The organism is Curtobacterium sp. CFBP9011 (assembly GCF_034045095.1).
GTDB lineage: Bacteria > Actinomycetota > Actinomycetes > Actinomycetales > Microbacteriaceae > Curtobacterium.
On record NZ_JAXCWN010000004.1, the window covers coordinates 41,162 to 55,428 of the forward strand.

Sequence of the window (14,267 nt, forward strand, 5' to 3'; positions counted from 1 at the left end):
CGACCGCCGCCGTGGTCGGCCTGAGCGGCTGCGCGGCATCGTCCAGCGCCACCGAACCGACCACGAGCCCGAACGGCGCCGCGCACTTCCCGGTCACGATCGAGAACTGCGGCACCCCGGTGACGATCACCGCGGCCCCGCGCCGCATCGTGCTCGTCAACAACGACGAACTCCCGAACCTCGAGGCGCTCCATGCCGTCGACCGGATCGTCGGCATCACCGCACCGCTCGCCCCGGACCTGTACGCGAAGCAGACCTACCGCGACCTCGCCCGCCTGCACGTGCTGTCCACGAAGCAGACCTCGACCGGTGGGTCCGTCGTGTCGCAGGAGAGCCTCCTCGGAGCGAAGCCCGACCTGGTGATCGCCCCCGCGAACGCCGTCGACCGGGACGCACTGCAGGCCGCCGGCATCCCGCTCTACACACCCTCGGCGTACTGCCCGGACCCCGGCCCCGAGCTGAGCCGCACGGCGACGTTCGGGCGCGTGTGGAGCGAGCTGCGGACGCTCGGCACGGTCCTCGGACAGCAGGCCCTGGCCGAAGACGCCGTCCAGGCCGGACGCAGCACCCTGGCGGAACAGTCCGCCAGCACCGACCGCGGGACCGCTGCTGCCCTGTACGTGTCGTCCGGCGGGGGCGTCCTCTCGCCCTACGGCGGACCGAGCATGGTCACGCCGGTGTTCCACGCGGTCGGGCTCCACAACGTGTACGCGGACGCGAAGCAGCGGGTCTTCGACGCCAACGTGGAGGACATCATCTCCCGCGACCCGTCGACGATCGTGTTGCTCTACTCGAGCGGGACGGCGCAGGACACCATCGACAGCTTCCGCACGGCACCGGGCGTCTCCGGACTCTCCGCGGTGCGACACCACCGGGTCGTCGCGCTCCGCTTCCCCTTCACCGACCCGCCCTCGACCCTGTCGGTCGCCGGGCCGGCCGAGCTCGCCCGGCAGCTCGACGCGCTCGGGTGATCGAGGCGCACGCCGTCACCGTCCGCGCCGGGCGCCGGGTGCTGCTCGACGGTGTCGACCTCAGGGCGCCGACCGGCTCCGTGACGGGGATCGTGGGGCCCAACGGCAGCGGCAAGACGACGCTGCTCCGCGCACTGCTCCGGGCCGTGCCTGTCGACGACGGGCGTGTGGAGATCGACGGGCAGGACGTCCGACACCGCTCGCGCCGGTGGATCGCCCAGCGCGTCGCGAGCGTGGCGCAGCGGCTCGACCCGGACCCGGCGCTCACCGTGGCAGACGAGGTCGCGCTCGGCGGCCTCGCCCGAGCCGGGCTGCTGGACCGCGGAGGCACGGGATCCGACGAGCAGGTCGCCGCAGCCCTCGACGCGGTCGCGCTGGCCCACCGAGCCGGTGATCCGTTGGCCGCGCTGTCGGGCGGCGAACTGCAGCGGGTCGGTCTCGCACGCGCGATCGCCCACGGAGCCGACCACGTCCTCCTCGACGAACCGACCAACCACCTCGACCTGCGGCACCGGCTCGAGGTCCTCGAACTCCTGCCGCGCATCGCACCGACGGTCGTCGTCGTCCTGCACGACCTCGAGGTCGCCGCACGCGTCTGCGACCACCTGGTCGTCCTCGCTGCGGGGCGCGTCGTCGGTGCCGGGCCGCCCGCCGGCGTCCTCCGCCCCGCGCTCCTGGACGCCGTGTACGACGTCCAGACCACCCGCCGGGACGACCCCGACGGCGACCTCCACCTCGCGTTCCGCCTGCCCACCCCACCGGCCGTCTCCTCGGCCCCTCCGGAAGGACCCACCGCATGACCGACACCACGACCACCACTCCGACGGCCACCCCGGACGACACGGCGCGGGCACGCGACCTGGCGACCCGGTGGGACGCCCAGCAGACCGCCTACATCCGGCACCGGGCGGAACGCTTCGCCACGATCGCCCGCGTGGTCGCGGCCGTCTGCGCGGACACGTCCGCCCCGCGGATCCTCGACCTGGCGGGTGGCACCGGCTCCCTCGCGGAAGCGGTGCTCGCCGCCGTTCCCGGCGCCACAGCCGTCGTCGCCGACAAGGACCCGGCGCTCCTCGCCATCGCCGCGGACCTCGCCGTCGCCGACCCTCGGCTCGTGATCGCCGAGGTCGACCTCGCCGACCCGCACTGGGCCGAGCACCCGGCGATCGCCAGCGCGCCGTTCGACGCCGTCGTCAGCTCGACCGCTCTGCACTGGCTCCAGCCGGGGACCCTCGTCGACGTCCTCCGACGCACCGCGGACCTCCTGCGCCCCGGCGGCGTCCTGCTCAACGGCGACCACCTGTCGTACCAGCGGGACGAGAGCACCATGGCTGCCATCGCCGCGGACGACGACGCGGCGACCCAGCGCGAGGGGTTCGCGAGCGGCGCGGACACGTGGGACGCCTGGTGGGCCGCGGTGGCGGAGACGCCCCGCTACGCCGAGGCCCTCGCGCGGCGCGACACCGTGTGGGGCGCGGAACTGCACGAGGCGCCGCCGAAGGTGACGCTCGGGTTCCACGTCGAGTCGCTCCGCAGTGCTGGGTTCGCAGAGGTCGGCACGGTCTGGCAGTACCTCGACGACCGCGTCGTCTACGGCATCCGGTGATGCTCGAGGCGCGAGATGATGCGGTGTGATCTCGCGCCTCGACCTCCCCACCACCGTCCCCACCCGGAGCGCCGTGGTGGTGATCCGTCGCGCGACGCTCGACGACCTCGGAACGATCCTGCGTCTCCTGACCGACGACCCGATCAGCGCCGCGCGCGACGGTGCGTCCGGTGCGTCCGGTGCGTCCGGCCAGGAGGCGCTCCTCGCGCACTCGGAAGCGTTCCGGCAGATCGCGGCCGACCCCGGCAACGACCTCGTCGTCGCGGAGGACGCTGACGGCGTCGTCGTCGGCACCCTGCAGCTCACGCTGATCCCCGGACTGTCGCGTCGGGGGAGTGCGCGCCTGCTCGTCGAGTCCGTCCGGGTCGCGAGCGAGCAGCGTTCGGCCGGGGTCGGCACGGCGCTGATGCGCTGGGTCACCGACCAGGCGGCGCCGGCGCTCGCCGTGTCACTCGTGCAGCTGACCTCGGACGCCGCTCGGGTCGACGCCCACCGGTTCTACGAGCGACTGGGCTTCGTCGGCAGCCACGTCGGCTTCAAGTACGCGGTCGAGCGCCCCGGGAGCGATGCCTGACGACGACCGTCGTGCGGCAACTTCGGGTGGGCTGCCGGCGTCGCGGGTCTCCTCGTCCTCGGAGCCTCAGGACTGCTCGCGTTGACCGCCAGAGGTCGAGCTGTGAGGACCTGACGCTCGACCGGGGCTGCTCACCAGGTCGCTGGGTAGAGCTTCGCTTCGGAGGTCGACGGGGCGACACGGTACTTCTCGAGGACCTGCGACATCAGGGTCCGGAAAGCGGGAGCCGCGGAGCTGGAGAACTTGTGGCCCGGTCCCGGCTTCGTGAACGTCACGGTGACGACGTACTGCGGGTCTTCCGCAGGAGCCATCCCGGCCACCGAGATGATCCGGTCTGCACCGTAGCCAGCGGCACCGTTCGCGACTTCAGCAGTGCCGGTCTTGGCTGCGATGTTGTACCCGGATATCGGCTGCATCCCGACGAGCGTTCCGCCCTTGACGACGCTCTGCAGCATCTGGACGACCTGATCGGCGGCAGCGGTCGAGACGACGCGTTGACCCGTGACGTCGGGGGCGTCGATCGTGGAGCCGTCAGCCAGTCGGCACCCGGCGACGAAGTGCAGAGGGATGCGGACGCCGCCGTTGCCGAGGGTCTGATAGATGCTGGCCACCTGCATGGCAGTCGTCGAGATGCCCTGCCCGAACATCGAGTTGATGTTGGTCTGCGAGTCCCACTTCGGCGACGCTGGGTAGTCCATGCCCGGCTGGCCGCCGTAGGTGATTGCCGACTGCGGCTCGAACAGACCGAACTTGCGCATGTAGTCGTAGCGTTGCTGTGCGCTCAACGCTTCCCCGAGACCGGTGATCCCGACGTTCGACGAGTCGCGGAGGATGCCGGTGAGCGTCAACTGCTCCGTCGGGTGCAGCTCAGCATCACTGATCCGTCCGCCCCAAGGGAAGGTCCGGGAGTACGGCACGGTGGCCTGTGTGGTCGGGGTCGCTCTGCCCTGGTCGATGAGTGCCGCTGCGATCGCGGCCTTGATGGTCGATCCCGGTTCGTAGGTGTCCGTGAGTGCCCGCGAACCGTAAGCGCCCTTGTCATGCGTTGCGTCGACGTCGTTGGGGTCGACTGTCGGGTAGTCAGCGACGGCCAGTACCTCGCCGGTCTTGGCCTTGGTGACCGTGGCAGTCGCGGACACGGCGCCGATGTCCTTCGCTGCAGCCGCGACGTCCTGTTCGGCCATGTACTGCAGGTCGCTGTCGATCGTGGTGAGGAGCGTGCCGCCGTCCTTCGCCTGCTTCGTCGTCACCGTCGACCCCGGCAGCTGCACACCGTCAGCACCTCGTTCGTAGGTCTGCGCCCCGTTCGTCCCGGCCAAGCACCGGTCGTAGGCGAGTTCCAACCCAGCCTGAGGTCCGTCGGTGCCCATGAACCCGGTGAGGTTCCCCGCGGTTGCGCCGGTCGGGTACGTCCGCGCTGACTGCGGTTGCGGGTAGATCCACGGGATCTCCAATCGCCGCAACTTCTCGAAGTGCTCTGTGTCCAACCCCTTCGCCAGGTACGCGAAGTTCGACTTCGGGTCGGCAGCGATCGCCGTGCGCATCGACTCCACCGATGCTCCGGAAACCCGCGAAACCGCCTCGAGCGCATCGCTGACGCTGACCTTCTGCAACCGCGTCCCGCCGAACTTCCCCCGGAACCCCTTCACCAGCGCCGGCGCGGTGGTGATGTCGTACCGGGTGACACTGTCCGCGAGTTCGACTCCGGATCTGTCGACGATCGCGCCTCGTTCCCCGTAGACCGTCACGGGGATGCTGCGCTTCAGCTCCGCCTGCCTGTGGAGCGCCGACGCGTGCACGACCTGGATGTCCACCAGCCGGACGACGAACACCACGACGAGCGCGATGACCGTCACCATCGCCACGGTGTACCTCATGCCGGTTCGCCGTCGAAGATCTGGCAAGAGTCCCCCTCTTGGTCCCGCCCCGGCAAAGCTGAGGCGTCCCCATGCTGGGGCACAGAGCACCTTTCGCGCAGACGACGCACGCAGGTCACACCAACAACGCGGGCGGCTTGATCGCCGATCGGAGCGTGAGACGACGACGCGGCCGTCAGTACTCGAGGACCGGCCACTCCCTCAACCGAGAGAACCGTGGGCGCGGCGGCACCGGCTCGTCGTCCTCCATCACCCGAACGTCCGTGAGCACCGTGATCTCGCCGGTGCCGTACGAGCGGTATGCGATGCCGTCTCGCTCGTCCACGACCATCGTCACGCGGTCAGCTGGATCGCGCTCATGCTCGAACGTCACGAGCAGCCAGTGCCCGTGAACCCGTTGGACCAGGATCGGCGCGAAGCTCCCGGGTGATCCCCACAGCAAGAGGAGCTCCGGTGTGAGGAGCCGGACGGGAGGAGCCACCGCGCCGCTCCGGGCGAAGCTGACCTCGACCGCTCCGTCGACGGAGTCGAGGACACCCTCCGCGTAGTGGTCACGGTGGCGGTCGCCCTCGTGGTCGAACGTCCAGCTACGGTCGCATTCGTCGATGACGACCTGGAACTGACGGGGCTGCGCCGAGCCGCCTCGCGTCATCGTCATGCCGCGAGCGAGTCGTCTGGCGGGACGTCGGAGCGCAGCGATCTCGGACTGGAGGACCGGCGCGTCAGCCGGAACGAGGACAGTGTCGAAACGCACACCCCAGTGTGACGCGAACGGCGATCCGAGGGGCCGGACGCCTGGGCGGATGTCGGACGGGCTCAGCCGCGCAGCTGTGCCGCTGCGTGCTCGAGCTGCTCGGTCGCTGCCGGACCCCACCCGTTGTGGTCATCGCCCGGGGGCACGAGGGCCAGGGAGAACCAACACACCAGGACCGGCCACCAACCGAGTTCCTCGTTCGTCAGGGCGTGGACCGCTCGGTACCCGTCGAGGAACTGCTCCCGCACGGACACATCGACGGGCCCCCAGTCCCGGAAGAGCGTGCCGAGCATGACCGCTGATCGAGCGAGTTCCACGATGCGATGGTCACGTCGGAGTTCCTCGAAGTCGAGGACGCCGACGATCGCAGTACCGGCGCACAGGATGTTCGCGGCGCGGTAGTCGCCGTGCACGATCTGCACGGGCGGGAGATCCGGTGGCACCCGATCGAGCAGCTGCCTGAAGACGTCGCGGGCCTGTGGGGACAGCGTGGACGGCTCGGCGGTGAGCCACCCCGAGATCTGTGCGGTGAGCGGTGCCGGCGGGGACAGGACCTCGTGTTGCAGGTCGCTCACTGGGCTCGAGCGCAACGCGTCGTGCAGTCGAGCGAGTGTCGCCCCCGCTGCACGGACCTGATCGGCGTCCTCGACATCGAGGTGCGCTCCTTCGATGACGCGTTGCAGACCCATCGAGACGCCGGCGTCCGCCACCTGGACGCCACCCGCGAGCGTCGTCACCGGAGCAGACACCGGCAATCCCTGTGCTCCGAGCCGAGCGGTGAGCTCAGCGGCGAGCGCGAGCCGTGGGAACCGGTCGGGGACGACCGACCACTTGAGCAGGAGGCGTTGGTCAGCGCTGCGAATCCATGCAAGGGCGTTGCCGTCGCTGATCACCACCCGCTCCGGCGGACCGACACGAACACCCCAGTGGCGTTCGACCGCTGCGGTCACCCAGTCGCCCAGCGCCGTGGTGTCCGCGAAGCCGAAACGGTTTCGCAGCACCTCGTCCGGGTCGTCCTGCTCCCACAACATCTCGATCGTCATCGATCCCCCTGCATCAACCGTCGAGCGCCGAGCCCGACGCCCCTGCCGATCCTGCCTCGCACCGGCGGCCATCATCGCCTTTCTCGGCGTCCTGGAAGCCGAGTCTCGTCAGGCCAGGATCGTGAGGAGCCGGTTCCCGAAGAGTGCTGCGTACCGTCCCTGCCGCCGCAGGATGTGCTGCACGTGGTCGGCGGTCCGAGGGAGCCGTCGAGCGAAACGGTCGAAGCCGGAGAGGACCAGCACGAGGCCGGTCTCGGATGCGTCCCATCCGTAGTCCGCTTCCGCCACATCTGCCATGCAGTCGTCGAGCGCGTCCAGGTTCTGCCCGAAGTGGCGCGGGAACTGGAGGCCCTCCGCGAAGTCCAGGTGCATCTGCTCGTCGTCACCCCACGCCCCGGCGTCCATCTCGACGACCCGGTAGCCCTCGCGCCGAAGCCACGTCTCGGCGTTCCGCAACACGGCAGCGTCGCGAAGCTCGCGGACGAAGCCGTCGCGAGCGATCTCGAAGTCCAGCCTGTTGCCGAGGACATCGTCAGTGGAGAATGCCGGCACGCTCGCACCCTAGTGCGAGACGGAGGCAGGCCGTCGGAGCCCGCCCATCGCCCTCCCGTCTCAGTCGACCAGCAGGCGGACGCCGGTGCTGGTCGTGACCGTCTGCGAGAGCAGACCGGCCGACAGGCGACGGGCGAGCATGCCCCACAGGCCGTTGGACACCTCCCGCAGAGGGATGTCGTCCGCGACGTCGACCAGGCTCACCACCCAGACCACGGGTTCCTCCCCGTCCGAGTGCGCGAAGGCCAGGCGGACCACCAGATCGGTGTCGACCGACGTGGTGCCGAGGACCCGCAACGGTGTCTCGACGAGCGGTGGTGGACCCCCGATCGGGTTGAACGCTCGCACCCCTCCCGCGGGCGTCGCCGGCGTCGCCGGCGTCCCCGACGGATGCACGGTCGAGGGGCCGACGTGTCCCCAGTCGTCGGGCAGGAACTCCGCCAGGTGTCGGACCTGCTCCGGCGTCACGACCCGCCCCCCGCGAACCCGTCGAGCGCCGCCGTCAGCGCCGCACTCCCGCCGGGCCCGCCGTGCCCCTCGTCCTCGACGATGGTGAGCGTGCTCGCCGGCAACCCCCGGTGCACACGCCAGGCCGTGACGGCGGGTCCGCTGATGTCCCGCCGTCCGTGCACGAGCGCCGTCGGGACGTGCGCGATCCGGTCCAGACGTGCGAGCACGGCCTGGTCGCCCGGCAGGAACCCGTCGTTCGCCCAGTAGTGCGTGACGAGGGTGGCGAAGCCTTCGCGCAGCTCCGGACCCAGGTGGCCGCGCTCGCGGAGCGCGGGGTCGTCGAGGGAGACGTGGACGTTCTCCCAGCGGTCCCAGGCCTGCGCGGCGTCCGCACGGGCCTCCCGGTCGGCGCCCGCCAGGCGACGCGCGTACGCGTCGACCACGCGCTCACCCGGGAGGCGCTGGCTGGCCTGCTCGAACGCCTCCCACTCCGCCGGGAACACGCGTCCCACACCTTCGGTGATCCAGTCGACCTCGTCGCGGCTCGTCGTCGTGACGGCCATGAGGGCCAGCGCTCGGACACGTGCGGGGTGCTGCTGCGCGTACGCGAGGGCGAGGGTGGTGCCCCACGAGATCCCGGCGACGACCCAGTCCTCGATGCCCAGGTGCTGCCGGACCGCCTCGATGTCGGCGATCAGCCGCTGCGTGGTGTGGCCCGCGAGCCGTTCGCGGGACTCCGTGACGAGGGGGCGGCTCCGGCCACTGCCGCGCTGGTCGATGCCGATCAGGCGGTACCGGGTGGGGTCGAAGTGCGTCCGGTACCAGCCGCTGCCGAGCGAGCCGCCGGGGCCGCCGTGCAGCCAGAGGGCGGGGACGCCGTCGGGGGCGCCGGACTCCTCCCAGTACAGGGACGTGCCGTCGCCGGCGTCGAGCATCCCGGAGGCGGTGGGTTCGGTCCTCGGGTAGGCCATGGCTCGACGGTAGCGGGCGGGTCAGCCGTGCAGGGTGCGGGTGAGCTCAGCAGACGGAAGCGCTCCCGCCCAGCACGAGGTCGAACACGGCGACATCAGTCGCGGAGATACCGACGACCGAGGGCATGCGGACCGGTGGGATACTGATTCTGTTGCGCTAGCGCGTATGATCACAGTATGTCTGTCACTGCTGAGGGTCGGCTTGCTCGCCTTGCCGCGGGCCAGTGGGGCATGCTCACGGCGGCGCAGGCCAGCGCTGCGGGCATCGCTCGGAGCACCCTGGCCCGCCGTGAGAAGACCGGCACGCTCGAGCGGATGCGGCCGGGCGTGTACCGGCTGCCGGGGACGCCGACAGATCGTCTCGAGGACGTCCGTGCTGCCTGGCTCGCCAGCGATCCGGCGACCATCGCGCACGACCGGCTCGCCAGCCCGGACGTCGTCATCGGTGGCGCGGCTGCGGCGTGGGTCCACGGGATCGGTGACCTCTACCCGACGCCGTACCTGCTGTACACGGCGAAGCGTCGCCAGACCGGGCACGATGATGTCCGCTACAGCCGCCGAAGCCTCTCTGCGTCGGACGTGATGATCCTCGACGGCCTTCCCGTGACCACTCCCGAGCGCACGATCGCGGATCTTCTGGACGAGGGTGATCTGTCTCTCGTGGCAGATGCTCTCCGCGACGCCGAACGCTCGGACAACGACCTCGATGTCCCCTCTCTGGTCGGCCACCTCGACACACACGCAAGGCGGCTCGGCCATGCAAGCGGCACCGAGCTGTACGCGGAGCTGCGCACTCGTGCCGGGGTCGATGCAGAGCGTCTGCAGGACCTCGTGGTCAGCACTGACCTCACAGAACGTCTGACTGCCGAGATCGGCGAGCAGATGCAGCGAGTCCTCGCGCCGATCATCGACGACATGAACGCCAGGACGGCCGCGATGGTCTCGGACATCCTCGCGCCGGTCCAGAAGCAGCTGGCGGAGCAGGTCGAGTGGATGATCGCCCCCGTCACGAAGGCTCGTGCAGGGGACCTGACGCGGAACCTGCCACGCGTGATGCTCCCCCAGTCAGCGCTGCCGAAGATCGCCCTGCCGCCGGCCACGGAAGCCATGCTCCGGGACCTCGCAGAGCGGGGCGGGGGTCTCCCGCCGCAGACTACGTGATGATCGCTGTCGAGCAGCAGATCGCCGACAAGGTCGCCGCGATGATGGAGCACAATCACGGCAGCAGGCCGAGGCGTTGACGAACCGGATGGTCGGGCCGGTCCTCGACGGTTCCGTCGCTTCCGGCAGGTGGGACCCAGCGTCCGGGACGTGGCTCTCGTAGCGGGGGACTGCCGGAGGGGAGGCGCGGCGCCAGCCGACACCGAGCCTCCCGTCCGTCATGTGGCGCGGAATGCGCTGCACCCCGCCGTACCGTCGGGGGTCGCCAGCATGATCAGGGGGTGTTCATCCCCACCAGAGCTGCCGGCCTCGACGCCCTCGACGAGTTCGTCCCCCGCGCCGGCCGTGACTACGCCCGCGACCGGAACGCGGACCTCGGCGCATCGCGGGACAACGTCTCGGGCCTGTCGCCGTACGTGCGCCACCGCCTGGTGACCGAGCACGAGGTCGTCGCAGCCGTCCTCGACCGCCACAGCCTGCCCGCGGCCGAGAAGTTCGTGCAGGAGGTCTTCTGGCGCACGTACTGGAAGGGCTGGCTCGAGCAGAACCCCGAGGTGTGGCGCCGGTACCGGCGTGAGGTCGACGAGTTCGCGACCGGGACCCTGCCGGCGGGCCACGACGACGCGGTGCACGGCCGGACCGGCATCGACGCGATGGACGCCTGGGTACGAGAGCTGGTCGAAACGGGCTACCTGCACAACCACACGCGCATGTGGTTCGCGAGCATCTGGGTCTTCACGCTCGGCCTGCCGTGGCAGCTCGGTGCCGACTTCTTCCACCGGCACCTGCTCGACGGCGACGCGGCCTCGAACACCCTGTCGTGGCGGTGGGTCGCCGGGTTGCAGACCGCTGGCAAGACGTACCTGGCGACGGCATCGAACATCGCGCGGTACACGGACGGGCGGTTCTCGCCGACCGGGCTGGCGACGACGGCCCGGGCGCTCGCCGAGGAGCCGCTACCTCCGCGCACGCCGATCGCGTCCGACGACGTCGTGGGCGTGATCGGCGACCGGGCCGGTCTGCTGCTGCACGAGGAGGACCTCGAGCCATCGAGCCTGCTCGCCGAGCACCCTGAGCTGACCGCCCCCGTGGCGACGGCGGTCGCCGGGGACCCCGGCGCACGGTCCCCGTTCGCGGTCTCGGACCTCGTCGCGGCCTTCACGGCCACCGCCGTCGACGACGCTGCCGGACGGACGCCGGACGCGGGCGGCCGTCCGGCACAGGTGCTGGCCGACACGCTGCCGTCGACGGTCCTGCGGTGGGCGGAGTCCGAGCAGCTCGACACCGTGGTGGTGCCCTACGCACCCGTCGGGCCGGTCCACGAGCGGCTCGGCGCGCTGCGTGCCGCCCTCGCGGCGGAGGGTGTCGCCCTCGTCACCGTCCGTCGCCGCTGGGACAGCGCGTCGTGGCCCTTCGCGTCCCGCGGGTTCTTCCCGTTCCGTGAGCGCATCCCGGCGCTGGTCCGTCAGCTCGTGGCGGGCTGAGTCCGGCCCACGGACGGGAGGCGCGGTGCCAGCTGGCACCGCGCCTCCCGTCCGTCTGCCCCCGGCCGCGTCGCCGAGGGGTGCGGTCGTCCGCGGCGGGAGCGGCCGGCTCACCCCTCCAGGGCGTCGGCGAGGCTGAGGCGGGCGGGGAGGTCGTCGCCCTCGTCCATGCCCCGGCGGAAGTCAGTCCGACCGTCCTCGGCGACGTACACACCGGCGGCTCCGCCCGTGACGAAGAACTGCTCGGCCAGGTCTCCCTCGAGTGCGGACGGACGCAGGTAGAGCAGGTAGGTGGTGCCCTGCCGGAGGAGCATCCCCGGGTGCGACGACCGGGCGGTGCCGCGCTGGCGGACGATGACCGTGGACCCCGCCGGGTGGTCGGCGTCGGTCTTGGCGGTGTCCACGACCCGGACGGTGGACAGTGTGGTGGGGCCGGCGTTCGCGACGTCGTTCGTGACCCGTTGCTCGTCGACGGTGCCGGTGACGACGAGGGAGCTGCTGTCGGCCATGCTGCTGACCGAGTCGTACATCCGCGCCCGCGAGCCGCTCGACCCGGACGCGCAGGCGGTGACGGACACCAGGCCCACGGCGACCAGGGCCGCTGCGACGAGGGTGTGGCGCCGGAGCCAGGTCACGACTCGCTCCGGGTCGGCCCGTCGCTCGGGGTCGGCCAGAGCAGCCGGAAGCGCTCGCAGACGACGGGCATGTCCGGCGCCCAGCCGCGCGGGTCCTCGGAGTGCTCCCGCCAGTACCGTTCGTGCGAGGCCCGCCAGTACGCCAGCGTCCGGTCGCCCTCACCCTCGGCTCGGGCGTGCTCGGGGTCGACCCGGTCGAACGGCACGGTCCGGACGTCCGTCGTCACGATGACCGCGCGGGGCTGCCCGGTGCCGTCGAGGACCACGCTGTGTTCACCGACCTCGGGCAGCGGTTCCGCGGTCGCCTCGTAGTCCCAGAGCGACGATGCCGTGCCGTCCTTCACGCCGTTCAGGACCAACGCGAGCAGCTCGTCGGCGTGCTCGGGTGTCGCGCCGAAGCCCCAGGCAAGAGGGACCTCCACGGGCAGGTCCCGGGACTCCAGACGGCGGGCGGCCCAGAAGGCGGCCACGGCAGGCGACACTGCGTCCATGGCGCCGACCCTAGCGGTGTCGACTCGGTCGGTGCCAGAACCCCTCAGAGCGCGGCCGCGAGGAACCGCAGCTGCTCCGGAGCCTCGCGCCGCCAGTACGACCAGTCGTGTGCGCCCAGGGTGAAGCTCGACGTGGGCGCCGGCGTGATCCGGTGCACGAGCTGCTCGTCGCCCGGGCAGAAGGCGTCTGCGGTGCCGCAGGTGATCCGGGTGTGCAGGGCGCCGAGTGCCGCGGTCCGTGCGGTCAGGTCGTGCCGGGCGAAGTCCGCCGCGCTGTCGAACGCCCCCGAGGCTGCGCGCTGCGGGGTCGGCCAGAGCGCCACCGAACTCGCTGCGACGGCCCGGACCCGCTCGGGCCCCAGGGTGCTGCCGACCAGGAGTGCCCCGTACGCCCCCATCGACCAGCCGAACAGCCCCAGCCGTCCGACGTCCAACCCGTGGTCGTGCAGCAGGGGCAGGAACTCGTCGACGAGCATCCGGTGCGGGTCTCGGCCGGAGGCCCGGGGGTGCCAGTAGTCGTTGCCGCCGTCGACCGAGGCGATCGCGACCGCCGGCTCGCCCGCTGCCCGGCCTGCCGCCTGGAACCGGTCGAGGTGCATGCCGTGGTCGAAGCTGCTGCGGTGGTTGCCGCCGTACCCGTGCAGGGACACGACGACCGGCAGCGGGTCACCTTCGCGGGACCCGGGCGGGTAGCTGATCGTCCACCCGGTCTCGGCGCCGCCGCGGGCGGTCGAGGTGAACGAGCCTCCGAGGCGCCGACCGGGTGCGGTGGTGGGGACGACGCCCGCCGGTCCGGTCATGCCGAGCAGCCGCTCCGCCGAGGACCGTCCGGGCAGCACGCGCTGTTCGACCAGGACGGCGCCGGCCGCGGCCGCGAGGACCACCGAGCCGCCGCCGATGAGCAGCGTGCGTCGCGACAGTGCGGTCATCGGACCCCTCTTCCGTTGTGGTGCGACGACGTTCCCAGGGAGCACTGGGGAAGCCCTCGCGACACGCTGCGCAACCCTTCAGCACCCGATCAGCCCCGAAGACGCTGGGAGACTCGGCCAACTGGCCAAGTTCGACGCTACGGTCGCAGCATGACCACCACCCAGGAGCACCGCAGCGTCGAGGAACGCCGTGACCAGCTCGTCGACGCCGCGCTCGCCGTGCTGCGTGACGAGGGCGTCGCCGCCGTCACCACCCGCGCCGTCACCAGTCGCGCCGGGCTGCCGCACGGCGCCTTCCACTACTGCTTCGCCACGAAGCCAGCGCTCTTCCGTGCCGTCCTGGAACGCCAACTCCGCACCGCGATGGCCGCCGCCTTCGCCACCGCCACCGCCGCACTCGCCCCGGAGGCCCGGATCACCGCCGGCCTCACCGCCCACCTCGACACGACCCGCGCCGACCCCGCGACCGCGCTCGCACTCGTGGAGCTGTTCGCCCTCGCACGACGTGACCCGGGCCTCCAGGACGTCGCCGACTGGGAGCAACGCGCCTACGTGGCCGCCGTGCGTGCCCACCTGGAGGCGTGGACCGACGACCGGCGCTTCCGGTGGACCGTACCCCCGGAGACCGTGGCCCGCCTGCTCGTGGCGCTCGCCGACGGCGTCAGCACCGCCTGGCTGCAGGACCGCGACGACGCCGCTGCCGCCGCGACCATCGCGCTCGCGGCCCGGACGACCGCCACCCTCGTGGACGGCAGCGCATCGTGAAGTG

16 protein-coding genes are annotated in these 14,267 nt (G+C 71.5%); 7 read left to right on the forward strand and 9 right to left on the reverse strand.

From position 1 onward, the window contains the following. The first annotated feature begins 11 nt into the window (after positions 1–11). Genes SOM35_RS09780 through SOM35_RS09795 form a run of 4 tightly spaced genes read left to right on the forward strand, consistent with a single transcriptional unit; the run spans position 12 to position 3,151 of the window. On the forward strand, positions 12–971 hold the full coding sequence (locus SOM35_RS09780; RefSeq protein WP_320515247.1) for an ABC transporter substrate-binding protein: 960 nt from the start codon (positions 12–14) through the stop codon (positions 969–971). Continuing rightward, complete coding sequence (locus tag SOM35_RS09785) at positions 968–1,771, forward strand: ABC transporter ATP-binding protein (RefSeq protein ID WP_320515248.1); 804 nt, start codon at positions 968–970, stop codon at positions 1,769–1,771. Before SOM35_RS09780 ends, SOM35_RS09785 begins: the two co-directional genes overlap by 4 nt. After that, positions 1,768–2,577 (forward strand): class I SAM-dependent methyltransferase, encoded by an 810-nt coding sequence (locus tag SOM35_RS09790; protein WP_320515249.1) that lies wholly within the window; start codon positions 1,768–1,770, stop codon positions 2,575–2,577. The genes SOM35_RS09785 and SOM35_RS09790 overlap by 4 nt, the downstream gene beginning before the upstream one ends. 25 nt (positions 2,578–2,602) lie before the next feature. Beyond that, complete coding sequence (locus tag SOM35_RS09795) at positions 2,603–3,151, forward strand: GNAT family N-acetyltransferase (protein WP_320515250.1); 549 nt, start codon at positions 2,603–2,605, stop codon at positions 3,149–3,151. Between the two features lie 131 nt (positions 3,152–3,282). Here SOM35_RS09795 and SOM35_RS09800 read toward each other — a convergent pair whose 3' ends face one another. The 6 genes from SOM35_RS09800 to SOM35_RS09825 all read right to left on the reverse strand — a co-directional run bounded on the left by SOM35_RS09800 (position 3,283) and on the right by SOM35_RS09825 (position 8,798). Continuing rightward, positions 3,283–5,028: a peptidoglycan D,D-transpeptidase FtsI family protein gene (locus SOM35_RS09800; RefSeq protein WP_320515251.1), complete on the reverse strand. Its 1,746-nt coding sequence runs from the start codon at positions 5,026–5,028 to the stop codon at positions 3,283–3,285. Between the two features lie 175 nt (positions 5,029–5,203). Next, positions 5,204–5,686: a hypothetical protein gene (locus tag SOM35_RS09805; protein ID WP_111074160.1), complete on the reverse strand. Its 483-nt coding sequence runs from the start codon at positions 5,684–5,686 to the stop codon at positions 5,204–5,206. A 158-nt stretch (positions 5,687–5,844) separates the two neighbouring features. Further along, on the reverse strand, positions 5,845–6,825 hold the full coding sequence (locus SOM35_RS09810) for a phosphotransferase (RefSeq protein ID WP_320515252.1): 981 nt from the start codon (positions 6,823–6,825) through the stop codon (positions 5,845–5,847). A 108-nt stretch (positions 6,826–6,933) separates the two neighbouring features. Beyond that, positions 6,934–7,377: a barstar family protein gene (locus SOM35_RS09815; protein WP_320515253.1), complete on the reverse strand. Its 444-nt coding sequence runs from the start codon at positions 7,375–7,377 to the stop codon at positions 6,934–6,936. A gap of 60 nt (positions 7,378–7,437) precedes the next feature. Beyond that, complete coding sequence (locus tag SOM35_RS09820; protein WP_320515254.1) at positions 7,438–7,845, reverse strand: hypothetical protein; 408 nt, start codon at positions 7,843–7,845, stop codon at positions 7,438–7,440. Further along, positions 7,842–8,798: an alpha/beta fold hydrolase gene (locus tag SOM35_RS09825; RefSeq protein ID WP_320515255.1), complete on the reverse strand. Its 957-nt coding sequence runs from the start codon at positions 8,796–8,798 to the stop codon at positions 7,842–7,844. The genes SOM35_RS09820 and SOM35_RS09825 overlap by 4 nt, the downstream gene beginning before the upstream one ends. A 177-nt stretch (positions 8,799–8,975) precedes the next feature. On the opposite strand from SOM35_RS09825, the gene SOM35_RS09830 reads away from it, so the two are divergent. Together SOM35_RS09830 and SOM35_RS09835 are read left to right on the forward strand one after the other, a co-directional pair. Then, entirely contained in the window at positions 8,976–9,959 is a 984-nt protein-coding gene (locus tag SOM35_RS09830) for a type IV toxin-antitoxin system AbiEi family antitoxin domain-containing protein (RefSeq protein WP_320515256.1), read from the forward strand. A 281-nt stretch (positions 9,960–10,240) separates the two neighbouring features. Further along, positions 10,241–11,443, forward strand: coding sequence for an FAD-binding domain-containing protein (locus SOM35_RS09835; RefSeq protein WP_320515257.1), 1,203 nt, complete (start codon positions 10,241–10,243; stop codon positions 11,441–11,443). Positions 11,444–11,553: 110 nt separating this feature from the next. Here SOM35_RS09835 and SOM35_RS09840 read toward each other — a convergent pair whose 3' ends face one another. The 3 genes from SOM35_RS09840 to SOM35_RS09850 are packed head-to-tail and all read right to left on the reverse strand — an operon-like array spanning position 11,554 to position 13,498. Next, positions 11,554–12,078 (reverse strand): hypothetical protein, encoded by a 525-nt coding sequence (locus SOM35_RS09840; RefSeq protein WP_320515258.1) that lies wholly within the window; start codon positions 12,076–12,078, stop codon positions 11,554–11,556. Continuing rightward, a complete protein-coding gene (locus SOM35_RS09845) occupies positions 12,075–12,569 on the reverse strand; it encodes an ASCH domain-containing protein (RefSeq protein WP_320515259.1) in 495 nt (164 codons plus the stop codon). Before SOM35_RS09845 ends, SOM35_RS09840 begins: the two co-directional genes overlap by 4 nt. 44 nt (positions 12,570–12,613) lie before the next feature. Then, on the reverse strand, positions 12,614–13,498 hold the full coding sequence (locus SOM35_RS09850) for an alpha/beta hydrolase (protein WP_320515260.1): 885 nt from the start codon (positions 13,496–13,498) through the stop codon (positions 12,614–12,616). Between the two features lie 150 nt (positions 13,499–13,648). On the opposite strand from SOM35_RS09850, the gene SOM35_RS09855 reads away from it, so the two are divergent. After that, positions 13,649–14,263 carry a TetR/AcrR family transcriptional regulator gene (locus SOM35_RS09855; RefSeq protein WP_320515261.1) on the forward strand — a complete coding sequence of 205 codons (615 nt, stop codon included), beginning with the start codon at positions 13,649–13,651 and terminating at the stop codon, positions 14,261–14,263. The last annotated feature ends 4 nt before the right edge of the window (positions 14,264–14,267 follow it).